At 60.5% G+C, this 21,394-nt stretch carries 21 protein-coding genes; 9 read left to right on the top strand and 12 right to left on the bottom strand.

Annotation, left to right across the window (positions count from 1 at the left end):
- Positions 1 to 8 precede the first annotated feature (8 nt).
- From gatB to HMPREF2978_RS02935, 4 genes are read right to left on the bottom strand one after another with little or no spacing between them, the layout of a single operon-like run.
- A complete protein-coding gene (gene gatB / locus HMPREF2978_RS02950; RefSeq protein WP_070516444.1) occupies positions 9 to 1,514 on the bottom strand; it encodes an Asp-tRNA(Asn)/Glu-tRNA(Gln) amidotransferase subunit GatB in 1,506 nt (501 codons plus the stop codon).
- A 43-nt stretch (positions 1,515 to 1,557) separates the two neighbouring features.
- Positions 1,558 to 3,156, bottom strand: a complete 1,599-nt coding sequence (locus HMPREF2978_RS02945; RefSeq protein WP_070744008.1) for an aspartate:alanine exchanger family transporter — start codon at positions 3,154 to 3,156, stop codon at positions 1,558 to 1,560.
- Between the two features lie 37 nt (positions 3,157 to 3,193).
- Positions 3,194 to 4,225, bottom strand: a complete 1,032-nt coding sequence (locus HMPREF2978_RS02940; RefSeq protein ID WP_010186971.1) for a 6-phosphofructokinase — start codon at positions 4,223 to 4,225, stop codon at positions 3,194 to 3,196.
- Between the two features lie 22 nt (positions 4,226 to 4,247).
- Entirely contained in the window at positions 4,248 to 5,624 is a 1,377-nt protein-coding gene (locus tag HMPREF2978_RS02935) for an MFS transporter (protein WP_070744006.1), read from the bottom strand.
- 48 nt (positions 5,625 to 5,672) lie between these two features.
- Between HMPREF2978_RS02935 and HMPREF2978_RS02930 the strand changes: the two genes are divergently transcribed.
- On the top strand, positions 5,673 to 5,996 hold the full coding sequence (locus HMPREF2978_RS02930) for a hypothetical protein (RefSeq protein WP_070744004.1): 324 nt from the start codon (positions 5,673 to 5,675) through the stop codon (positions 5,994 to 5,996).
- 243 nt (positions 5,997 to 6,239) lie between these two features.
- On the top strand, positions 6,240 to 7,520 hold the full coding sequence (locus tag HMPREF2978_RS02925) for an HNH endonuclease signature motif containing protein (protein ID WP_070744002.1): 1,281 nt from the start codon (positions 6,240 to 6,242) through the stop codon (positions 7,518 to 7,520).
- A 96-nt stretch (positions 7,521 to 7,616) separates the two neighbouring features.
- On the opposite strand, the gene gatA is transcribed toward HMPREF2978_RS02925, so the two are convergent.
- Together gatA and gatC are read right to left on the bottom strand one after the other, a co-directional pair.
- The gene (gatA, locus tag HMPREF2978_RS02920; protein WP_070744000.1) at positions 7,617 to 9,101 is read right to left on the bottom strand and encodes an Asp-tRNA(Asn)/Glu-tRNA(Gln) amidotransferase subunit GatA; all 1,485 of its coding nucleotides are present in this window, start codon (positions 9,099 to 9,101) and stop codon (positions 7,617 to 7,619) included.
- Between the two features lie 2 nt (positions 9,102 to 9,103).
- Positions 9,104 to 9,406, bottom strand: a complete 303-nt coding sequence (gene gatC / locus HMPREF2978_RS02915; protein WP_070743998.1) for an Asp-tRNA(Asn)/Glu-tRNA(Gln) amidotransferase subunit GatC — start codon at positions 9,404 to 9,406, stop codon at positions 9,104 to 9,106.
- 203 nt (positions 9,407 to 9,609) lie between these two features.
- Here gatC and HMPREF2978_RS02910 point away from each other — a divergent pair, with 203 nt between their 5' ends.
- The gene (locus HMPREF2978_RS02910; RefSeq protein WP_070743996.1) at positions 9,610 to 10,269 is read left to right on the top strand and encodes an ACT domain-containing protein; all 660 of its coding nucleotides are present in this window, start codon (positions 9,610 to 9,612) and stop codon (positions 10,267 to 10,269) included.
- Between the two features lie 6 nt (positions 10,270 to 10,275).
- Here HMPREF2978_RS02910 and HMPREF2978_RS02905 read toward each other — a convergent pair whose 3' ends face one another.
- From HMPREF2978_RS02905 to HMPREF2978_RS02890, 4 genes are read right to left on the bottom strand one after another with little or no spacing between them, the layout of a single operon-like run.
- The gene (locus HMPREF2978_RS02905) at positions 10,276 to 11,034 is read right to left on the bottom strand and encodes an HAD family hydrolase (RefSeq protein ID WP_070743994.1); all 759 of its coding nucleotides are present in this window, start codon (positions 11,032 to 11,034) and stop codon (positions 10,276 to 10,278) included.
- The gene (locus tag HMPREF2978_RS02900) at positions 11,031 to 11,801 is read right to left on the bottom strand and encodes an HAD family hydrolase (protein ID WP_070743992.1); all 771 of its coding nucleotides are present in this window, start codon (positions 11,799 to 11,801) and stop codon (positions 11,031 to 11,033) included. Before HMPREF2978_RS02900 ends, HMPREF2978_RS02905 begins: the two co-directional genes overlap by 4 nt.
- On the bottom strand, positions 11,798 to 13,822 hold the full coding sequence (gene ligA / locus HMPREF2978_RS02895; protein WP_070743990.1) for an NAD-dependent DNA ligase LigA: 2,025 nt from the start codon (positions 13,820 to 13,822) through the stop codon (positions 11,798 to 11,800). The genes HMPREF2978_RS02900 and ligA overlap by 4 nt, the downstream gene beginning before the upstream one ends.
- 53 nt (positions 13,823 to 13,875) lie before the next feature.
- Positions 13,876 to 15,135 carry an ATP-binding protein gene (locus tag HMPREF2978_RS02890; RefSeq protein ID WP_070743988.1) on the bottom strand — a complete coding sequence of 420 codons (1,260 nt, stop codon included), beginning with the start codon at positions 15,133 to 15,135 and terminating at the stop codon, positions 13,876 to 13,878.
- 145 nt (positions 15,136 to 15,280) lie between these two features.
- On the opposite strand from HMPREF2978_RS02890, the gene HMPREF2978_RS02885 reads away from it, so the two are divergent.
- The 6 genes from HMPREF2978_RS02885 to HMPREF2978_RS02860 all read left to right on the top strand — a co-directional run bounded on the left by HMPREF2978_RS02885 (position 15,281) and on the right by HMPREF2978_RS02860 (position 19,327).
- Positions 15,281 to 15,952, top strand: a complete 672-nt coding sequence (locus HMPREF2978_RS02885) for a 3'-5' exonuclease (RefSeq protein ID WP_070528666.1) — start codon at positions 15,281 to 15,283, stop codon at positions 15,950 to 15,952.
- A gap of 63 nt (positions 15,953 to 16,015) precedes the next feature.
- Positions 16,016 to 16,528, top strand: a complete 513-nt coding sequence (locus HMPREF2978_RS02880) for an ArsR/SmtB family transcription factor (RefSeq protein WP_070528669.1) — start codon at positions 16,016 to 16,018, stop codon at positions 16,526 to 16,528.
- Positions 16,528 to 17,526 (top strand): serine hydrolase domain-containing protein, encoded by a 999-nt coding sequence (locus HMPREF2978_RS02875; protein ID WP_070528672.1) that lies wholly within the window; start codon positions 16,528 to 16,530, stop codon positions 17,524 to 17,526. The genes HMPREF2978_RS02880 and HMPREF2978_RS02875 overlap by 1 nt, the downstream gene beginning before the upstream one ends.
- A 9-nt stretch (positions 17,527 to 17,535) precedes the next feature.
- Entirely contained in the window at positions 17,536 to 17,820 is a 285-nt protein-coding gene (locus HMPREF2978_RS02870) for a hypothetical protein (RefSeq protein WP_070528676.1), read from the top strand.
- Positions 17,821 to 17,824: 4 nt separating this feature from the next.
- Positions 17,825 to 18,088, top strand: a complete 264-nt coding sequence (locus tag HMPREF2978_RS02865) for a FitA-like ribbon-helix-helix domain-containing protein (RefSeq protein WP_070528679.1) — start codon at positions 17,825 to 17,827, stop codon at positions 18,086 to 18,088.
- A gap of 108 nt (positions 18,089 to 18,196) precedes the next feature.
- Positions 18,197 to 19,327, top strand: a complete 1,131-nt coding sequence (locus HMPREF2978_RS02860) for an ATP-binding protein (RefSeq protein WP_070528682.1) — start codon at positions 18,197 to 18,199, stop codon at positions 19,325 to 19,327.
- Between the two features lie 8 nt (positions 19,328 to 19,335).
- Here the strand turns inward: HMPREF2978_RS02860 and HMPREF2978_RS02855 are convergent, their stop codons facing one another.
- Complete coding sequence (locus HMPREF2978_RS02855) at positions 19,336 to 20,244, bottom strand: uroporphyrinogen decarboxylase/cobalamine-independent methonine synthase family protein (RefSeq protein ID WP_070743986.1); 909 nt, start codon at positions 20,242 to 20,244, stop codon at positions 19,336 to 19,338.
- Positions 20,245 to 21,330: a tRNA 2-thiouridine(34) synthase MnmA gene (mnmA, locus tag HMPREF2978_RS02850; RefSeq protein ID WP_070743984.1), complete on the bottom strand. Its 1,086-nt coding sequence runs from the start codon at positions 21,328 to 21,330 to the stop codon at positions 20,245 to 20,247. It abuts the gene before it with no gap.
- Positions 21,331 to 21,394 lie beyond the last annotated feature (64 nt).

The following is a 21,394-nucleotide window of genomic DNA, read 5'->3' as shown; positions in this document are numbered from 1 at the left end:
CTGCTCGCCTAGGAGAGCTTCTTCGCGATCAGCTTGTTGACCTGCCCCGGGTCAGCCTTGCCCTGGGTGGCCTTCATGACCGCCCCCACAATAGCGCCGGTGACCTTCTTATTGCCGGCCTTGTACTTCTCCACGATGTCCGGGTTAGCGGCCAGGGCATCATCGACTGCCTTTTCGATCGCGCCATCATCGCGCACAACCTCGAGCCCGCGCTTGGCGACGACCTCGTCAACGTCACCCTCACCGGCCAGCACGCCGTCAACCGCCTGGCGAGCCAGCTTGGTGGTCAGCTTGCCTTCCTTGACCAGTTCGACAACGCGAGCGACCTGCGCCGGGGTGATATCGAGAGCGCTCAGCTCAACGCCGGCCTCATTGGCCTTACCGGTCAGGTACGACACCCACCAGGAGCGCGCCTCATCCGGGGTGGTGCCGGCTTCCACGGTTTCGATGATGAGGTCAAGCGCGCCAGCATTAACCAAGTCACGCATCTCCTCATCCTTAAGGTCCCACTCCTCTTGGATGCGGGCGCGGCGAATCCACGGCATCTCCGGCAGCGTCTGGCGGATTTCCTCAACCCACTCGCGGGAGACAATCACCGGCGGCAGATCTGGGTCGTTGAAGTAGCGGTAGTCCTCCGCGGTCTCCTTCGGGCGGCCCTTCGAGGTGGAGCCATCCGTTTCCTGGTAGTGGCGGGTTTCCTGGATAATCTCGCCACCGTCGACAAGCACCTGCGCCTGGCGCTGCATCTCAAAGCGCACCGCCTGCTCGACAGAGCGCAGGGAGTTAATGTTCTTGGTTTCGGTACGGGTACCGAACTCCTCCTGGCCCACTGGGCGCAACGAGACGTTAGAGTCAACACGCATCGAGCCCTGATCCATGCGGGCATCAGAAACCCCCAGTGCCGCGACGAGCTCACGCAGCGCAGTCACGTATGCGCGGGCCACCTCGGGAGCACGCTCGCCGGCACCCATGATTGGCTTGGTCACAATCTCAATAAGCGGAATGCCCGCACGGTTACAGTCCACCAGCGAAGAGGTTGCGCCATGAATACGGCCATCGGCACCACCCAAGTGGGTGAGCTTGCCAGTGTCCTCCTCCATGTGCGCACGCTCGATCTCTACGCGCCACTCGGTGCCGTCGTCGAGGACGACGTCGAGGTAGCCGTCATAAGCAATCGGCTCATCGTACTGAGAGATCTGGTAGTTCTTCGGCTGGTCCGGGTAGAAGTAATTCTTGCGGGCAAAGCGCGAAGACTCCGCAATCTTGCAGTTCAGCGCCAGGCCAATCTTGATGGCGCCTTCCACACCCTTGGAGTTCACCACCGGCAAGGCGCCTGGCAGGCCGAGGGACACCGGGTCCACGTTGGAGTTGGGGGCTGCGTTGAAGTTCGTGGGCGAGGTGGAGAACATCTTGGTCTCCGTATTGAGCTCCACGTGAACTTCCATGCCCATAACGGGATCGAACTTTTCAAGGACCTCGTCATAGTCCATCAGGTCATACATCGCAGCAGTCATGCGTGCCATCTTAGTATGTCAGCGCGACACCGTGCGCAACCGCCTAACCCAACAAGGTAATGCCGTGCGTAATGAGAATCTTGGCTATCATCGCCGCCGGATAGACCATGGCATAGCCCAAAGAAACTCGCTGGTCAGTATTCGTGCGGTTGTTAACAAAAGCCAACACCGCCGGTTGCGTTTGCGCGCCCGCCATGGCTCCCGCAGTCTTTGTTGCACCAACGTGCAGGAAACGCCGCATTACGAAGGCGAACCCGGCAGCCACCAGCGTGGTGATGATTGCACCGAGCAGGAGAATTTTCCACCACGAACCACCCGTGAAGGCGCCTGCAATCTCCCCACCCGCATTTGTTCCGGCTTGCGCCAAGAAGAGCAGCAGGCCCAGCTCGGAAAGAATCGTGTTGGCCGAGTGCGGCAGTGCGGTCACCGTGTTGCCGATGCGCCCGATGCGCGCCATGATCAGCGCCACGATGAGGACGCCCGCGGCAGCGCCGAGGCTAAAGGAAGAGCCGCCTGGAAGCGGGATTTCGAGGTGGCCCACGAAAACTCCGAGGGCCATGCCTAAGCCAAGGGAGACCGGGTTGATATCCGTTAGTCCTTGGGAGGAGTCACCGAGAAAAGTCGAAATCTCCCGCAGGGACTTCTTGGAACCGACGACGCGCACGCGGTCCCCCAGCTCCACGATGTGTTCGGGGATTGCCACCTGGTCGTTATCGGCGCGACGAACTCGCGAGATTCGCGCGCCCCAACGATCCGCCAGTTGATTATTCAGCTCCGCGATGGTCAGACCAGCCAAGTTGTGCTCCGACACCGTAATGCGGCGAAAATCTAGCTCGTGACGGTCATCGTTGAGGATCTGCGGCGACTCGCGCCCAGCATGCTCAATGATGTTGTCTAGGTCTTCCGGGGCACCAACGAGCGTGACCACGTCACCGGGGTGCAGCACGTCGAAGAATTTCGGCAAAACGATAAGGTTGCTGCCCACGCGGCGCAGGCGTGTTACCTGCACTTCCCCATTGCCGATGTCGGCGAGCTCTGCAACGGAGGTCTCACGCAGAATCTGCATGTGCTGACGCGTGACGGGTGACAGGGTGTCGTCGTCATTACCGGCGTCGCGAAGCACTAGCACAGTCGCCGCGAGCATACCGATGACACCAAACAAATAAGACACCGCATAGCCCACCGTTGCTGAGCCCGGATCACCTGTAGCCTCTGAGGCCGCCGCCAAAGCCGGGGTATTTGTCACCGCGCCGGCGAAGGTACCAGCGATAGTGGCACTCGACAGACCAAAGACATAGGTCCCCAGCCCCCAAGCTGCGAGGGCGGCGACGATGAAGACCGCGATCATGGAAAGCACGGGGCCGGTCGCAGTCTTCAGCGATTTGAAAAAGGACACGCCGGAGTTGTTGCCAATACCAAAGGCAAAGAGCACCAAACCAAACATTCCCAAAATGGGAGGAACGGAGGCTTCGACGCCAACGGCGGAGGCGGCGGCCGAGAAGGCGATGCCCAAGAAAAGCACGGCCGCCGCGCCCAAGCTGATGCCCCGTGTCTTGATACCGCCGAGGGCCATGCCAAGGCCAATTAGCAGGAACACCAACAGAACCGGCTGATCAGCCAGGAAAGCTAATACGCTTGTCATGATTCCTTTATCAACTAAGGGTGAGCCCTAATGGTGTTTAACCAAAGAGGGCTTGAGCGTTGGCATAACGCTTGGCCGGAACCACCTTTAGCTTGCCCACAGCATCTTCGAGCGGCACGAGGTCGATGTTTTCTCCGTGCAGGGCCACACACATACCGGACTGGCCGTTGTGCGCAGCGCGGGCGGCATGAGTGCCGTAGCGGGTTGCCAGGACGCGGTCATATGCAGTTGGGGTACCACCACGCTGGATGTGGCCGAGGACGGTTGTGCGCACGTCGTAGCCGGTGCGCTTCTTGATCTCATCACCGATGACCTGGCCAATTCCGTTGAAGGTCTGGTGGCCGAACTGGTCAACACCGCCTTCTTCGAAGTCCATGGTGCCTTCCTTGGGCAGAGCGCCTTCGGCAACGCAGACAATGCCGTACTTCTCACCCATCTGGAAGCGGCGCTCCATTGCCTTGGTGATATCTGCGATATCGAACGGGACCTCAGGGATCACCGTGTAGTGCGCACCGCCGGCCATGCCAGCGTGCAGCGCGATCCAGCCAACGTGACGGCCCATAACCTCGACGATGAGGATGCGGTCGTGGGATTCAGCGGTGGTGTGGAGGCGGTCGATCGCGTCAGTCGCCACGGATACTGCGGTGTCGAAACCGAAGGTGTAGTCGGTAGCGTTGACGTCATTATCGATGGTCTTTGGCACGCCCACGACCGGGATACCGTTATCGGAGAGCCACTTGGCACCCTTGAGCGTTCCCTCACCGCCGATGGCGATGAGCGCATCGACCTCAGCATCAGCCATGTTGGCCTTGATGGTGTCCAACCCAGCCTTGAATTTATCTGGGTGGAGGCGGCCGGTGCCAAGGATGGTTCCGCCGCGCAGGAGGATGCGGTCGATCTCTGCGTCGTCATAAAGGTCACGGCGGCGGTCTTCCATCAGACCAACCCAGCCGTCCTCGTAGCCGACGACCGTATCGCCGAACTCGTTGGATGCGGTGCGAACGACCGCGCGGATAACAGCATTCAGACCGGGGCAATCACCACCGGATGTCAGTACAGCAAGACGCATGACATCCAATCTACTCGCTTCCCTATAGCCTCGCAGTTTCCGCTACCGCATGCAGGGTGTCGCGGAAAAAGAGCGAAGCCACACACCCCGCCGCTAGCATCGCAACGATGACCACGAGGGAATCCGCGGCCCCCGCTACCTGCATAACCGCTGACACGGCGGCCACTCCAATGACCGAACCCACCTGCCTGGACGTGTTGTAGACGCCGGATGCCGCGCCCATGAGATCTGCGTCAATATCGCGCATCGTCGTCGCGGCGTTGGAACCCCAGATGAAGGACTGTCCCGCCCCCAGCGCCGCGCAGGGCAGGCACAACCACCAGGCCGACACTTCGGCCTGCATGAGGAACCACAGTGCGAGGAAGGTCGCAATCAGGATGCCGAAGCCCGCGACCGCCAAACGACGTGGGTGCAGCTTATCCGCCAGAATGCCCGCCAAGGGCGACACGCACAAAGAGACCAGCGCCATGGGTGTGACGATGATTCCAGCATCGCGCGCCGACATGTCCTGCTCGACCTGCAGCCACATCATGATTGGAATCATCATCGACGCCGCCATGAATCCCATGGACACGATGGCCACTGAACCCGCGGAGTAGTTGCGGTCCTTAAACAGCACGAGCGGGACGAGCGCCGCCATCCCCCGCGATGATTGCAAGCGCACGAAGATGTAAATGCCCACCACACCAGCAAGGAGCAGGACCCAAATCCACCACGGCCAGCCCGTCTCTGGGCCCTGTTGCACTGCGAAGACGAAGCACGTTAACGCGATAAACGACGCCCCCACCGACACGAAGTCAATCTTCCCCGTCGCCGTAGGTAAGGCAGGCACCCACAGGCCAGATAAGACGATTGCGGCGACAACAAAAGGAATATGAATCCAGAAAACAGCCTGCCAGCCGAATGCAGCGACGACGAAGCCACCCAAGAGCGGCCCGGCGAGCGTGGCCAAAGACCCAACCACTCCCCAGACGCCGAGCGCACGGCCGCGCCGCTCCCGGGCAAAGATGCGGTTGATGACGGCCATAGTCTGCGGCATTTGAATCGACGCCCCGAAACCTTGCAAGGCTCTTGCTGCGATAAGAAACTCCACCGAGGGCGCTAACGCGCACAGCAGCGCGCCGATGCCAAAGAGCCCGACGCCCAACTGGAACATTTTCTTCTGGCCATAGATATCGCCGAGGCGGCCGGTAAACAACAGCGGCACGACCACGGCGAGCAGATAGATGGCGGAGACCCACAGCACCTGGTTGACATCGGCGTGGAACTCACGGCGGACGTCGGGAAGCGCGACGGCAATCATCGATTGGTCGAGCAAGGACATGAAAAAGCCCAGTGATAGCGCGGCCATGGCGAGCCACGCTTGCTTCTCCGACGGCGGCGTTCCTCCGAGTTTCATGCAGCGAAGTCTAGCCACCGCACGCTCACGCGGCCTAAACTGAGGCGCATGGGAATGATTGATATCAAGAAACCGCAGGACGTATCGACGGCAGCGACCGTCACGCTGGGACTTATCGGCGGCTGGCTCACCGCCCGGGAGACTGGCATTCGCCCGCTTGGCGGCGTGGTGCTTGCCGCCGCTGGCATGTGGGCGGGCCGCAGCTGGTGGGCTAAGACGAACCCAGCCACTACCGCTGGTCTGGCAGCTCTATACACCGGCGCCTTTGGCCTCTCCCACCCGCTGGCTAAGAAGATGGGCTCCTGGCCCGCAGTTCTTGCCGTCACTGCCGCGAGCGCCGGCGCTGCCTACGCGCTTTCCGACGCCAAGTAGATCCCCCACCTACGCCCCCTTCGCGCTGTCACTGACGGTCGGAGGGGCGTTTTGTGCTCTTGCACAGGCGAAGGATCCAACATTGTGTCATCGAATGTGCTGGCTAACGTGGGGCAGCTACCCCCGTTTATAGTAACGACTTGACACGAATTCACCGCAGGCTATGGCCATACTGGGTGTGTGGTACTAGAATCATGGTTAGAACACTTCTTCTAACACATGTTTATCTCGGGGGAGATACCCATGACCACTGCCACACGCCCACCAACCTTCTTCTTTTCCACCACCAACCCGAATAACCCACACGCCATAGCCCGCGCGAAAGCACGACGAGCTGCCTATGACACCTGGGTCGGGGCTATGCCCAGCCTGCAGGCTGATATCAACACCACCGCACTATCCCTGGTTGCTGCCTGGTCACTGCCCGAAGGCCACATCAAATCCGGCCTGCGTGCTATCCATCGCCTGGATAGCCTGCCGAAAGTTAAAGCCATACAAGACACCTTGTGCCTGCTCGACATCGAGTCCCTTATTGCTATTGATCAACCCATGTCAGCACTGACAGCCTTGACTGATGAAACCCTAGACTTCATCGACACTCTCCTGGCTGACTTCTTCACCCCTTCTAAACCGAATCAGGCTTTTCCCACGCGCAGTCAAATCAGGCGCAAAGTCCGCGATATCTGCAAAACCCTCGATAACTCCATCGCCTACCAGGACACCCGCCCTAAAAATACGTACCGGTTTTCTTCTAACGGCACCTCAGCCTGGTTGGAACTGCACTGTGATGAAGACACCGGCATTAAACTCGACGCCTTCATCCACCAGACGGCCGCCAAGGAAGATATCACCGTCCCGGAGGCAGTCATAAAACTGCTTTCCGGTGAGATTAAGCCACCAGCTACCGTGGTGTTACACACCTACCAGGCCTGCGATATTGAGGATGCACCAACCTTTATTGAAGGCTTCGGCTGGCGGGCTAAGCCGATGCCGCATGATAAGACCCGGGACTTAACCGGTGACGTTGCTGAAGCCGATGGCTACCAACCAGGAATCATCATGCGCAAACATGTCGAAGGCCGTGACGGTACCTGCCGGGTTGGCGGCTGTGGCAAACCAGCTTTTCTTAGCCAGTTGGATCATCGGCATAACTGGGCTGAAGGCGGGCCCACCCATCCGAAGAACCTGGCGTGTTTATGCCAGGGTCATCACAACATGAAAACCGATGGCAGCCTCAAATACCTGCTGGACCCGTATAGCGGGGATGTCATCTGGCTATACGAAGACGGTACTTGGACTATTACCGAAGCCGACGGGCCGCTAGCACCAAAACAGAAACGGTGGGCACAAACAGTAGCCCAACACATCACCGCCACCAGGAAACGCGTACGCGAAGACGCCCAACACTTAAAACAAGAACTCGACGACTACGCACAACAACAAACCAAAACCAAGGCCGAAGCCGAAGCCAAGGATGAGAGCAAGACCGACGCTGATGCCGGCACCGACGACATCCCCTTCTAAACCCTCGGTCGTCCCAAACGACGAAGGCCGGCGGCCTCCCACGTCAGTGAAAGACCCCGGCTCATGCGCACTAGGGGCTGGTCCGAAGTGTGTGTACTACTTGCGCCCTGCTTCGTAGGCGGCGCCGACCTTGTACAGGCGGTCATCCTTAAATGCCGGTGCCATGATCTGAAGGCCGGTGGGCAAGTTGGTGTCGGATGCCATTCCGGAAGGAACGGACATGCCGCACACGCCGGCGAGGTTCAACGGCAGGGTGCACAGGTCGAAGTTGTACATCTCCATCGGGTCCTCGACCTTCTCGCCCAGCTTGAAGGCTGTGGTCGGGGTGGTCGGGGAAACGAGGACATCGACCTGCTCGAAGGCACGCTCAAAGTCCTGTGCAATGAGGGTGCGAACACGCTGCGCCTGGAGGTAGTAGGCGTCGTAGTAGCCGACGGACAGGGCGTAGGTACCCAGCATGATGCGGCGCTTAACCTCGGGGCCGAAACCAGCCGCGCGGGACAGGGACATGACCTCTTCCGCAGAGTGGGTTCCGTCATCGCCCACGCGCAGGCCGTAGCGCATACCGTCGAAGCGGGCCAGGTTGGAGGAGACCTCACACGGCATGATGAGGTAGTAGGCAGCGAGAGCGTCATCGAAGTGCGGGCAGTCGACCTCAACGATCTCTGCCCCCTGAGACTTCAGCTGTTCAACCGCTGCGTGGTAGGCCTCCATCACGCCCAGCTGCCAACCATCGCGCTCGAATTGCTTGATCAGGCCGACCTTCACGCCGGACAGGTCACCGTTGGCCCCCTCCTTGGCGGCTGCGACTACTGGTGCGACCGGCTTATTCACGGAAGTGGCATCGAAGGAGTCGTGGCCGGCAATAATTTCGTGCAGCAAGGCGGTATCCAGAACCGTACGGGCAGTCGGGCCAGCCTGGTCCAAGGAGCTTGCAGCGGCGATGAGACCGTAACGAGACACCGTGCCGTATGTCGGCTTTACGCCCACGGTGTTGGTCAAAGCAGCCGGCTGACGGATCGAGCCACCGGTGTCAGTACCGATTCCCAGCGGGGCTTGACCAGAGGCCAGAGCTGCGGCGGTACCACCACCGGAGCCGCCCGGTGTGCGCTCGGTGTCATAGGGGTTGTGGGCCGGACCGTAGGCGGAGTTCTCGTTGGAGGAGCCCATCGCAAACTCATCAAGGTTCGTCTTGCCAAGGATCGGGATACCTGCCTCGCGCAGCTTGGTCACCAGCGTGGCGTCATAAGGCGAGACCCAACCTTCCAGCATCTTGGAGGCGGCGGTCGTGGGGGCGTCGGTAGTCACCAACAGGTCCTTGAGTGCCAGTGGCACACCAGCCAAAGCGGAGGCGGGTTCTTCGCCGGCGTCGAGGGACTTATCGACGGCGTCGGCAGCCGCCAGTGCTTCCTCGGCACCGACATGTAGGAAAGCGTTGAGCTCACCGTCGGTTTCCGCGATGCGGTCCAGGAAGGCCTGAGTAACTTCGCGGGAGGTGAGCTCGCGGGAGTGGATCTTCTCAGCCAACTCGGCGGCGGTTAGTGCAGTAATGCCCTCGGTGGGCGCAATGAATTGTGCCATTCTTATTCGTCTCCTCCACCCAGAATCTGCGGAACCATGAAGCGATCTTCATCAGCTGCGGGGGCCTGGTCCAAGGCCTGCTCGGCAGTGAGGGTTCGCACGACAACGTCCTCACGCATAGGGGCATGTACGGAGTGCGGGTGCGACATCGGCTCCACACCTTCAGCCTCGACCTTGCCAACCGCGGACACGGAGTCCACGATTTCGTCGATCTGCGCGGCGAACTGCTTCAGTTCTTCCTCGCTCAGGGCCAATCGCGACAGCTTTGCCAAGTGCGCGACCTCGTCACGCGAAATATCAGACACGCGAACTCCATCCTTTTATTCATTGAGACGGTTGATAGCTAAGCACCCATGGTACTGCACGGCCGATGCCATGCCACCACCACTCCTCCCCTAAGTGATGCTCAATACTATTGAATAGTATTCGATACCTTGGGTACCATCGATCGGGTTAGTAGAACCTATCATCCCTTGCTTAACCGCTTAGCTCCCCTAGAAAGAACGATATGTCGTACCTCGTCCGTGTCCTACTCCCTGACACTCCCGGCAGCCTTGGCCTCCTCGCCAACGCGATGGGCAGCATCGAGGCCGATATTCGTTCCGTTGACATCGTGGAAAACTTCCCCGATGGGACGGTCATGGATGACATCGTCCTCGATCTCCCCCAGTCCACCATGGCTGACGAGATCATCACCGCGGCACAGACCGTAGAAGGCGTAGAAGTTGACTCCATCCGCCCATTCAGTGGACGCGTTGACCGCCGCGGGCAGATCCACGTGCTGGCCAAGGTTGCCGCACAACGCAACGTGACAGCCGCAATGAATGAAGTCTGCGCCGCCATCCCCAAGGCGCTGACCTCTAACTGGGCCATCGTCATTGCTAACGACGAGAAGATCAGCCGCATCGCTGCCTCGGACGCAGCGCCTGCCGACGACGGCTCGATCCCCACCGACCTCAACGTCACTTCGGCCCGCGTACTCAATCCAGAAAAGGACACGTGGATCCCGGAATCGTGGACCCTCATCGAATCCGCGCTGGCTGCGGCTCCCCTGGTGGGTACGAACTATTTCGTGGTGATGGGCCGCGTTGGTGGGCCCGATTATCTCGCTTCTGAGGTCGAGCACCTGGGTGACTTGGGCGCCATCTTGGGCGCGTTCCTCACCTAGATCGACCTAGCGGTCGAGCAATAAGCTGAGGCCCGCGGCGACGTCGGGAACCACATGGTCCACCTCGTCGGCGATCTGCGTTCCCGGGAACGTGAAGGACTCGGTGGCGATCGAATGCATCGAGAGATCATTGAAGCTATCACCGAAAGTGTAGAGTTCAGCTTCTTCGTGGCCGAGACGGCTAAGCAACCGTGTCAAGCCCTCACCCTTGTTATGCCCAGGCGGCATGATGTCGTAGAAGTCGCAGTTGAAGGATGACTCGACATTACAGTTTTCGCGGACCCACTCGTCGACTTCACGGCGCAACCCAGGGTTTCCTGGGATCCACAAGGACATGAGGACCGTGCTGCGCTTGGCGACGTCCCTCGGATCCACCGCCTCCGTATTCGCCACCATCGAGGACTCTCGCCCCGCCAAGCCATCCCATGCCACCTGATCGGCTCCAGACAAGCCCGTGAGGTAGATATTCAACGGCAGCCCAGTGAAGCGATCAATGACGGCTTGGACGATATCACTGGGCAAGTGCTCCTCGTGGAGGATGGAGTAATCGCCGTCCGTGATGACGGTGCCGTTGTAGAGCACGTGGTAGTCCAGCTCCACGCCGAAGGGCTCGAGTGTGTTGCGCGCGTTGGCAATAGACTTACCCGTCGCAGAGACCGCGAGGTTACCAGCGGCCCGCCACGCGGCGACGGCTTCCTTTACGGCCTCAGTTATGTCTTCGTTGACGTAAACGGTGCCATCCATGTCCAAAGCCGCAATCTTCATGAACCGTAGTGTATTAGACCTTTCACGGCCGAGTCCACCACCGCGGTGCACGCCTCCTGGATGTCGGGTTGCGCCCACGGGAAGGTCAGGGAGACGTCGGCAAGCGCATGCATGGGCAGGTCATTGTGGCCGTCCCCGAAGGTGATGAGCTCGATCTCGGAACGCTCAACTTCCAGGAGACGAAGGAGCCAGGTCAAGGCAAAACCCTTGTCGTGACCGGGCGGCGTAATGTCGAAGAAGTTGCGGTTCATCGCGGTCCCGACGGGAAAACGGTCGGTGACCCACTGGGCAATCTCTTTCTGTAGCTCCGGGTTACCCGGCGTCCAGGCGGCAACGAGGGGAAAGGCCTCCTTCTCGATGCGCTCGGGCGCTACCGGCACTGGCTCGCTGATGATGGGATTGTGCACGCCCCCTACGTTGCGGACGAGGTGACCGTCTGGGGCTTCCAGGCGCGTGCAATACAAGTCGAGCTTCGGAATATCACGAACCCGCTCATACACAGCGCGGACTACCTCGGGCGGCACGTGGCTTTCATAGAGCAGCTCATAGGAACCATCCGTGATGACCGTGCCGTTGCAGAGCAGGTAGTAGTCGAAGTCAACGCCAAAAGGCTCGAGGGCTCGGCGGGCCGAATAGGGAGACTTGCCCGTGGCCACGACGGCAAGGTTGCCCGCAGCGCGCCAACCGGCAATCGCCTCCGGCACGTCCTCGGGCATGTGCCCATCAAAGTAGATAGTGCCGTCCAGGTCGAAGGCGGCTAACTTCATGCCTCGCCCGTTTCAAGGAGTCGGTTGAAGCCCTCCTCATCCAAGATGGTCAAGCCAAGGTCGCGGGCCTTCTGTTCCTTTGAACCGGCGTTTTCTCCTACGACGACGTAGTTGGTCTTCTTCGACACCGAACCGGATGCCTTTCCGCCGCGGGTGATAATGGCCTCCTTGGCCGAATCACGAGTGAAGTTCTCCAAGGTGCCGGTCACTACCACGGTAATTCCTTCAAGCGTCTGCGCTGGTTTATCGCTGACTTCCTCCGCCATGGTGACCCCGGCCGCGGTCCACTTCTGCACGATGTTGTCGTGCCAATCCACCTCGAACCACTGCTTGAAGGATTCCGCGATGATGCTGCCCACGCCGTCGGTATCCGCCAGCTCCTCCACCGAAGCCGCGCGCAGCGCCTCCATGGAGCCGAAGCGGGCGGCTAGCGCACGCGCCGCAATGGGGCCGACGTGGCGAATGGACAGCGCTACGAGCACTCGCCAGAACTCGGCTTGGCGGGCCGTCTTGAGGTTCTCCAGCAGCTTTTTACCAGAGGCGTTGAGCGCGCCCTTCTGTGTGGTATAAACCGAAGATTTGAGGAGGGCGTCTTCATCGAGGTCAAAGAGTTCCGCCTCGTCCACGAGCACACCGGAAGAAATCAGATCTGTGGCTGCCTTCTCTCCCAGCTCACCAATGTCGAGTGCCTTGCGGGAGGCCAAATACTCCAGACGCGCCGCCAGCTGCGCTGGGCAGCTGCGGGTATTGGGGCAGCGCCAGTCCTGGTCGCCTTCCTTCTGCGGGGCCAGCTTCGTGCCGCAGGCAGGGCAGTTCTCCGGAAAGACCCATTCGGTCTCGCTGCCATCGCGCTTATCCAGAACGGGGCCGAGGACCTCGGGGATGATCTCTCCGGCCTTGCGGATGATGATGGTATCCCCAATGAGGACATTCTTGTTCTTGACCTCGAATTGGTTATGCAGGGTGGCCATGGAGACCGTCGAGCCGGAGACAAAGACTGGTTCCATGATGGCGAAAGGCGTCACGCGCCCGGTACGTCCCACACCTACCTCGATGTTGAGCAGCTTGGTGGTGACCTCCTCCGGCGGGTATTTATAGGCAATAGCCCAGCGCGGCGCGCGCGAAGTCGCACCCAAGGCGCGCTGGCTGGCCAGATCATCGACCTTGATGACGAGACCGTCCATCTCAAAGTAGGCGTCGTGGCGGTGCTCCTCCCAGTAGGTCACGCGCTCCTGAACCTCCTTGGCGGTGGTGACTCGCTGGGTATAGGGCGACACCGGGAATCCCCAGGCCTCGAGGGCCTTGTAGGCATCGTGCTGCGAGGCGGGCTGGAAGCCCTCGCGCGCGCCGATGCCGTGGCAGACCATGTGGAGCCGACGCTTCTTGACGTCCTCCGGGTCCTTCATGCGCAGCCCACCCGCCGCCGCGTTGCGGGGGTTGGCAAAGGTCGGCTTGCCATCCTCGCGGCGTGCGGAGTTAATCTCCTCAAATTCATCCGGGCGCATGTACACCTCGCCGCGGACCTCTACCAGGGAGGGAACCGGGTATTCTTCGCTGCCCGCCAACTCATGAGGGATGTCGGGGATAACACGTGCGTTGGCAGTGATGTCCTCACCGACGCGACCATCACCACGCGTGGCGGCCGTGGCGAGCTTGCCGTCGCGGTAGACCAAGTCAATGGACAGACCGTCGATCTTCAGCTCAGTGAGGTAGGCCTTTGCCGGGGTACGGTCCAGCCAGTCCTGCAGCTCATCCGCACTGAAGACGTTGTCCAAGCTGTACAGGCGCTCCAGATGCTCGATGTCAAGGGCACCTTCCGGCGCGGCACCGACCTGCTGGGTAGGCGAATCCGGAGTTTGAAGCTCCGGGTGCTCTGCTTCCAGGGTCAACAAGCGCTGAAAAAGGGCGTCAAAGTCCGCATCCGGGATTGACGGCTCGCCGTTGTAGTACAGCTCACGGTGCTTGCGCACTTCCTGGGCAAGCTCGGACCATTCGCGTTGGATATCTACTGCATCACTCACGAGTCACCAGTGTAGCGGGGCTACCGGACACAGCATGTACCTGGCCAAACGGCCTATCCACGCCACAAAAATGACATCGGTAACGCACATAGTTTGTCCCCCAAGGGCTGCACATAGGGAATCGGAGCCAAGACAAATCCTCCACGGAAACGCGGCCCTAGTTTCTCGCTCAGTGCACGCAAATGCCGAACCTGCCCTGCCTTGACTGTCGCACCGGATTTAACCTCAAGCGCAGCGATGCTATTGTCCGCGAATTCGATCACAACGTCTGCTTCCATCCCGGCGCTATCACGCCAGTGAAGAAGCTGATGCTGGTTTTCTGCCCAACCCTGCTGGGCAGAAAGCTCTTGAAGAACAAACCCTTCGACCAAATGCCCTAGGTGCGACTGCACCAGAGGATTCATGAGCATGTCTCGGGTTTGCCCTGCTAACCAGGAAGCCAAACCGGAGTCAGTGACCCAGCTTTTAGGCTTGGAGATCTCTCTCGACGTCAAATTTGATTTCCACGCTTTCACTTGCGAGGAAAGGAACAGCCTTGACAAAGTATCAAGGTAGGAGCGAACAGTAGACGCTGGGATTTCCGCTTCACGCGCGAGTTTCGCCGGAACCAACTCCCCTGCCTGATGCGCTGCGAGTAGACGCAACAGCGATTGCAGCCTCCCCGGCTGTGCGCTTTCCCGGGATAGGGTTTCTTCAATCACCGTCACGTGTGAAACATAAGACTCGAACCAAGCTCGGCGCATCCGATCTTGCAGTTCTAATGCAACCGGATAGCCGCCCTTGAGCACTTTGTCCACCAAGCCAGCTCGATCTACTTGTTCCGTAGGAACCGAACGCACAGGCAATTCGACGAGCTCATCGAGCCTATCTACAAAGGCGCCGTCACTGACCGTTTCACAAATCTCTTGTTGGCTCAGTGGGTTTAAATGGAGATCAATAATTCTTCCTGCCAGAGAGTCCTTCCGACCCACGCCCCGAGCAAAATCTGATGAACCAGTAATGATAAATCGACCTGGCCGGCGGTTCCTATCCACCTCAGCCTTTAACGGCAGCGTGAGCTCGGGAAGCCGCTGAATCTCATCGATAATCAGCGTTGCGTCACCACCTTGCTGCACAAAGGTCGTCGGATCCTCTTCCGCTAGTGAGAGAGCAGCGGGATCATCCAGCGTTACATACACAGCACGTTCAAGGCCGAGATGCCTTGTCAACGTCGATTTGCCAACCTGCCGTGCGCCCGTGACGTGGACAACGGGTGAGAAGGTCAATGCTTCTCGGGCAAAACCTTCCATGCCGCGCCTAATATACCGTTCCATACATAGCACTCTACCTGCAGTTGGTCATTCTGCAATGATTCATCCGTCATTCTACAAGGGTTGGATCGTCATTCTGCAAGATTCGGATCGCCATTCTGCAGCACTTCCACAGTGCGTGTCCGAGCCGGGCGCTAGAGTGTTGTCCATGAACTTCGACGCCACCCGCATGCTCTCCTTCGACCTCGAGACCACCTCCGTAAAGCCCAAAGAAGCCCGCATCGTCACCTCTGCCCTAGTGCGTATCGACGGGCGCGAAGTAGACAAGCGGGAAATGCTCGCTGACCCCGGCGTGGAGATCCCCGAGGAAGCCGCCAAGATCCACGGCATCACTACTGAGAAGGCCCGCGCGGAAGGTCGCCCCCACGAGGAGGTGCTCAAGGAGACGATCGATTCCATCTATCAGGCCTGGGACGAGGGACTCACGCTCATCGTCTACAACGCCGCCTACGATCTCTCCGTACTGCGCGCGCTGACCGGGGACTTCACAGTAAACGGCCCAGTGTTCGATCCTTTCGTCATCGACCGCGTTAAGGACAAGTGGCGCAAAGGCAAGCGCACCTTGGAGGAGGTCTCCGCCCACTACGGCGTGGAATTGACCAACGCACACGAGGCGACTGCCGACGCCCTCGCGGCCGCCCGCGTCGCCTGGAAGCAAGTGCGCCAGCACTTCCCCGAGCTAGCCCAGATGGATACCAACGAGCTCATGGAGTACCAGGCCGTCGAGTGGTACAAGGACCGCGAGTCCTTCAAGAAGTACCTGGAAGGACGCGGGCGCGATGCCTCGGATGTCTCCACTGCTTGGCCGATGATTTCTTAACCCCAGCACCTAATCCCCAACTAACTCTTGCCAGGTTTCTAGATTTCTGGAATTCTAGAAACCATGGACACAAAAGTCGAAGCACGCCTCGCAGAACTTGAAGCGCGCGTCGCCGCGCTTGAGGGGCGCACCACGCCCACCGACGCCGGCCCCGCATCCACCACTGGAGAAGACTCGACCTACTGGTTGGTCGACGCCCTCGCACCCAACGAGCAGCTTCCCGACGGTTCCGTCATCTTTGGCGGCAACATAAACGTCGGTAAGCGCACTTATGCCTACCAATGGCAGCGCCCCACCAACTTCGTCACCGATGAGAGCTGGGCGGAGAATCTCGAGCGACTCTCCGCGCTTGCCCATCCCATCCGCGGCGAAATCCTGCGCCGCCTGCTCGCTGCACCCGCGACAGCCGCTGAGCTTGTCGAAGAAGACATCGTCACCTCAACTGGCACCGCCTACCACCACTTGAGCGCGCTGACCCATGCGGGCTGGACCACGAAGTCTGGCGGCGAGTATTCCATCCGCCCTGCCCGAGTAATCCCCCTTCTCACCATCATCACCGCGAGCGAGGACCACTAATGCGTAGAATTTCCCTAGCCGTCATCGCTGCCATTGCCGTTGCAGCCATCCTGCTCATCACGGGGCCGCAAAGAATTGCTCTGGCAAAAGACAAAACTGGTGACGAAGCCTTAGCTGCCCAGTTGGAAGAGCACTCAGAGTCCGGCTTCCACAACATCACCGCTTTTACCCTCCAGGACGGCAAGGTCACCTTTGCGGGACTGGGCAGCGACGAGCACACGGAGGTCGAAATCGGCTCCGTGACCAAGATGTTCACCGGCGAACTGGCCCACCAGCTCGTCGAAGAGGAAAAGCTGAGAACTGACACCACTGTGGGCGAGGTCCTCAATGTCGGCGATGCGCCCGTCGCGGACGTCACCGTCCAAGAATTGCTCGACCACACCTCTGGCCTACCGCGACTGGCGAGCGCGAGCCTCCTCAGCAATCTCGCCTCGGGTGTCACCGGCTCGAATCCCTATGAAGGTGAGACCATTGAGGACATCGTGGCTGCCGCCACGGAGGCCGAACTAAAAGACCGCGGTGAAGAATCCTATTCAAACCTTGGCTATGGACTCTTGGGCCACATGCTCGAGACCGTTGACGGGCAACCTTATGAGCAGATGCTCAAGGAACGCATCTTCGAGCCAGCTGGCATGACAGAGACCTATCTCATGACTCCGGGCTCTGTGCCTGACGACGCTCCACGCGGCCTAACCCCCACCGGCCGCCACGCTGAGCCGTGGGAGATGGAAGGCTCCGCACCCGCGGGAGCGATCCGTTCCACGGCGAGTGACATGGCCAAGTTCGCCGAGTGGTTCATGGACAACGGCGATACCGACTTCGGCTGGCAGCCTCCCAGCGAAAACAATGCTGGGTACTGGCACAACGGCGGTACCTATGGCTATTCCACGATGCTCATCATCGAACCAGAGACCAAGCGCGCCGCCTTCGCCAACAACGATTCCCTCGCCGGTACCGAAGACCTTGCCCAAGCTCTATTCGACGAGCTCGCATCTTAAGGAGTAAGCATGTTCCTCACCGTAGCGCTCGCCGTCATCACCGCTTCGGAGCTCTGGGCCGCATGGAAGGCCCTGCGAAAGCCCCTTTCCACGGCAAATCACATCGTCACCGCGGCGATTACGATTCTCGCCATACTCTTCATCGGCTACGCCATGCCATGGCACACCTCAGTGAATTTTGGCTGGTGGTACGCCCTTGTGGCAGCCTGCTCGCTGCACATTGGCGCGGTAGCTTGGCAGGCCTTGCAGCCTTCTAGCCACGCAGACGCTGGTCAAGAAGCTCCCGTACGATAGCACTATGAGCTCCTCCCCTACCTGCACCGTTGAAATCCAGGACGTAGACAGTACAACCATCGCAACTCTTCAGCACCGCGCCGCTACCGCTGGTGTTTCCCTCGAAGACTACGTGCGCAACATCCTCACTATGGCCGCGTCATCCCCATTCACTGCTAACAGAAAGTCCATCGAAGAAAAGGCGACCGAACTCTCCCAGCGTGCACCTATCGATGTGAAGGGAGACTTCGACGTCGTCGCCGCAATCCGCGCCGGACGAGACGCATAGAGGACGAGAGAGATAGTTGGTCTCCCTAGTCGACACCCTCAGAAAAGTCTCCCAAATCTCCTGAGTTTAAAAAGTCTCCCAAATCTCCCAATGCTCTAGGATGAGGCTATGTCCCCACATGAAAACCCCTTCCGCCCCACCTTCGGCGTTCCACCACTCTTTTGGGTCGGGCGCACGGCAGTGCTCGACACCTTCCGGGCTGCGCTTGACTCCCAACCAGGCAGCCCGGGCCGCTCGCTCATCATCAGCGGTGCCCGCGGTATCGGTAAGACGGTGCTCCTCAACGAGCTCGAAGATATCGCCTCTAGCCGCGGGTGGATTACCCTGCGGGCCTCAGGCCGCAGCTCCATGGTTGACGAGCTCGTTGACACCACCATCCCACGCATCATGGACAAGCTGGCCCCGGCGGATAAGAGCAAGGTCAACCGCGTGGGGATCGGCGGCTTGGCAACCATCGGCATCCAACACAACACCGAGGAAGCCTATAAACCCACGCTCAACACCCGCCTGCGCGAGCTTTTAGGCCTGCTCGAAGGCACTGGCGTGCTGCTGACCATCGACGAGGTCCAGGACGCCGACGCCGAGGACCTCACGTCGTTGGCCGTGACCTACCAAGACTTGGTGCGCGATGAGCTCGACGTCGCCATTGTCGCTGCAGGACTTCCACAGGGAGTCAACCGCCTGTTAGACCTGCCTGGTGTAACTTTCCTGCGCCGCGCGCAGAAATTCGTTCTGGGCCCGCTCTCCCCCGCGAACGCCGAGGTGGCCTTCACCGAAACCGCCTCACAATCCGGCCTCGAGTTCACCGATGATGCAGTAGCGGCCGCGGTGCGGCTGTCCCGCGGCTACCCCTACATGGTGCAGCTGGTGGGCTCACTGGCTTGGGGCACAGCACAGCGCGAGGGTGGAAGCCGCATCGAGGAGGGTGACGTCGCGGCAGTGTCGGCCGAGGCTATCTCGGTTTTGGGCGCCCAGGTGCACCAGCCCGCTACCCTTTCGCTTCCACCGGCCCAGCGCCTCTTCCTCGAGGCGATGAGCGCGGTCATGGAGGACGGCACGGCAGAAATCAAGAACATTGCGGCGCACCAGGAACGGACGGTGCGGTCGCTGTCGGCCACACGCCAAAGGCTTATCGACGCCGACCTCATCGAAGCCACTGCCCATGGCCAGCTCCAGTTCGTCATCCCGTATATGGAGTCGTATTTCACCACGACGGACAGCCTGGGGAGAGTCGATTAGAGGGTGAGCTAAAGGTCACCGGCATCGCGAGTGAGGATGCCGGCGGTCTCGGTAACCGAGCGCAGGGATCTGGCGGAGGCCTTGACGGGATAGACGTCGAAACGGTCGACGAGCAGGTCGCGCGGCATGCCGATGCGGTCAAGGTGGCGGGCCAGCGCGATGGCCTCCGCGCGGGCATCGGAGCCTTCAATGCCCAGACCGATGCGGTGGCCGGCATTCAAGTGCTCGCCCAGGCCATCCAGGTGGCGCGGGGTCTCCAGACCACGGAAATCCGTGAGGAAGGTCGAGGCTGCAGGCGCTAGCGACCACAGCGGCGGGGCGTGTAGGTAGTCGGCCTCGAAGACAAGGAGCTGCTCAAGAGCGACCTCCTCTGGAACCGCCGGGATGGTATCGAAGTCGGTGGTGCCGGGGATTCGGCCGGAGATGACGTCTGCGAGGAGTGGCTCGTCGAGTTGGACGACGACCTCCCCGTTGAAGCGGCGCGCGACATCCGCGGCGTGGGCGCGGACGCCATAGAGAAGTGACTCCGCGAGCTCGTGAAAGGCGCCGCGATCGGTGAGGACGCGGTGCCCGTCGGAAAGCTCAATGCTCGCTGCAAGCGTCCATGGACCGAGTGCTTGCACCTTGACGCGAGGCACCGTCTCGCCCCAGGCTTCCTGGACCTCGTCGAGGTCACGTTCCAAGCGGTCCCACGTGCGGCGAGTCAGCAACTGCGGGCGCGCCGTCATGCGCCACGAGCGCGGGCCGCGGTCGATGGAGATAGCCTCCAGCATGCTGGCCGTGCGGCCCACCGCGTCGGAACCGAGGCCACGCTCGGGCAGCTGCGGGATGGCAGGAAGTTCGGTCTCCCCCATGATGATGTCCGCAGCCTCCGCCATGGAGGTGCCGGGCATGGGGCCAAGGGCGAATCCCGTCATCTACGCCGTCCCGCAGATGGTGCCCGAGCCCAGCACGATATCGCCCAGCTCGTCCGGGCTCGGCAGGTAGAGCACGGCAGCCTGGCCACGAGCCACACCGGAAAGAGGCTCCTTCAGCTCCAGCGTCATGCGGTCGGCCTCGCGGTCCACGTGGGCGCGGCAGGGAACGACGGAACCGTGGGCGCGGACCTGTACCTCGCAGTCGAAGTCGCCCTCCATAGCCGGGTGCAGGTACTTCAAGCGGTCGGCTTCGATTCGGGTCACGGCCAAGTCGGCGCGCGATCCGACGGTGACGGTGCCGGTGGCCGCGTCGATGTCGGTGACGTAGCGCGGGGAGCCGTCGGCAGTCGGCGTCTTGATGTCCAGCCCCTTGCGCTGGCCGATGGTGTAGTTCCACGCGCCATCGTGTTCCTTGAGCTCATTGCCCTCAGTGTCCACGATCATGCCCGGGCGCAGACCGATGGAACGCCCCAGAAAGGCCTGGGTGTTGCCATCCGGAATGAAGCAGATGTCATAAGAATCCGGCTTGGCTGCCGTGGAGAAACCATGGCGCTTGGCTTCCTCGCGGATCTGCGGCTTCGGGGTATCTCCAATCGGGAAGAAGCAGTGGTCCAGCTCCTCCTTGGTGATGACACCCAGCACATAGGACTGGTCCTTGTTTTCATCCAGGGAGCGGCGCATGTAGCCGTCATCGTCGATAGTGGCGTAATGGCCCGTGGCCACCGCATCGAAGCCCAGCGCCATGCCCTTGCGGAGCAAAGCTGCAAACTTGATCTTCTCATTACAGCGCAAGCACGGATTCGGGGTTTCGCCGCGGGCGTAGGAGTCCACGAAGTCACCGATGACGGCTTCCTTGAACTCCTCGGAGAAGTCCCACACGTAGAAAGGAATGCCGAGCTTGTCGCACACACGGCGGGCATCGGCGGAATCCTCCAAGGAGCAGCAACCGCGCGCCTTCTCACGGGTCTGCTGTGCATCCTTGTGCAGGGCCAAGTGCACGCCAATGACGTCGTGGCCCGCCTCCACCGCGCGTGCCGCGGCGACCGAGGAATCGACGCCGCCGGACATGGCTACCAATACTCGCATGCTTTCCCCTTCTTCTTTCTTTCGGACCCTTAGGTTAGTCGCGGTGTACCCCATACCCCAACAC

Origin of the sequence: Corynebacterium sp. HMSC074C01, from assembly GCF_001814605.1 — a bacterium.
Taxonomy (GTDB): Bacteria; Actinomycetota; Actinomycetes; order Mycobacteriales; family Mycobacteriaceae; genus Corynebacterium.
Note: the sequence above shows the minus strand (reverse complement) of the source record. Positions and strands in the feature narration are given on the sequence as shown.

Bases quoted from the DNA above. Each gene is read 5' to 3' on its own strand.
- HMPREF2978_RS02855 (WP_070743986.1), bottom strand. From the start codon at position 20,244: ATGACGGGATTCGCCCTTGGCCCCATGCCCGGCACCTCCATGGCGGAG.
- HMPREF2978_RS02885 (WP_070528666.1), top strand. From the start codon at position 15,281: ATGAACTTCGACGCCACCCGCATGCTCTCCTTCGACCTCGAGACCACC.
- HMPREF2978_RS02905 (WP_070743994.1), bottom strand. From the start codon at position 11,034: ATGAAGATTGCGGCTTTGGACATGGATGGCACCGTTTACGTCAACGAA.
- HMPREF2978_RS02910 (WP_070743996.1), top strand. From the start codon at position 9,610: ATGTCGTACCTCGTCCGTGTCCTACTCCCTGACACTCCCGGCAGCCTT.
- HMPREF2978_RS02865 (WP_070528679.1), top strand. From the start codon at position 17,825: ATGAGCTCCTCCCCTACCTGCACCGTTGAAATCCAGGACGTAGACAGT.
- gatA (WP_070744000.1), bottom strand. From the start codon at position 9,101: ATGGCACAATTCATTGCGCCCACCGAGGGCATTACTGCACTAACCGCC.
- HMPREF2978_RS02880 (WP_070528669.1), top strand. From the start codon at position 16,016: ATGGACACAAAAGTCGAAGCACGCCTCGCAGAACTTGAAGCGCGCGTC.
- HMPREF2978_RS02945 (WP_070744008.1), bottom strand. From the start codon at position 3,156: ATGACAAGCGTATTAGCTTTCCTGGCTGATCAGCCGGTTCTGTTGGTG.
- mnmA (WP_070743984.1), bottom strand. From the start codon at position 21,330: ATGCGAGTATTGGTAGCCATGTCCGGCGGCGTCGATTCCTCGGTCGCC.
- HMPREF2978_RS02925 (WP_070744002.1), top strand. From the start codon at position 6,240: ATGACCACTGCCACACGCCCACCAACCTTCTTCTTTTCCACCACCAAC.
- HMPREF2978_RS02935 (WP_070744006.1), bottom strand. From the start codon at position 5,624: ATGAAACTCGGAGGAACGCCGCCGTCGGAGAAGCAAGCGTGGCTCGCC.
- HMPREF2978_RS02900 (WP_070743992.1), bottom strand. From the start codon at position 11,801: ATGAAGTTAGCCGCCTTCGACCTGGACGGCACTATCTACTTTGATGGG.
- HMPREF2978_RS02875 (WP_070528672.1), top strand. From the start codon at position 16,528: ATGCGTAGAATTTCCCTAGCCGTCATCGCTGCCATTGCCGTTGCAGCC.
- HMPREF2978_RS02940 (WP_010186971.1), bottom strand. From the start codon at position 4,225: ATGCGTCTTGCTGTACTGACATCCGGTGGTGATTGCCCCGGTCTGAAT.
- gatB (WP_070516444.1), bottom strand. From the start codon at position 1,514: ATGACTGCTGCGATGTATGACCTGATGGACTATGACGAGGTCCTTGAA.
- HMPREF2978_RS02930 (WP_070744004.1), top strand. From the start codon at position 5,673: ATGGGAATGATTGATATCAAGAAACCGCAGGACGTATCGACGGCAGCG.
- HMPREF2978_RS02860 (WP_070528682.1), top strand. From the start codon at position 18,197: ATGTCCCCACATGAAAACCCCTTCCGCCCCACCTTCGGCGTTCCACCA.
- HMPREF2978_RS02870 (WP_070528676.1), top strand. From the start codon at position 17,536: ATGTTCCTCACCGTAGCGCTCGCCGTCATCACCGCTTCGGAGCTCTGG.
- HMPREF2978_RS02890 (WP_070743988.1), bottom strand. From the start codon at position 15,135: ATGGAACGGTATATTAGGCGCGGCATGGAAGGTTTTGCCCGAGAAGCA.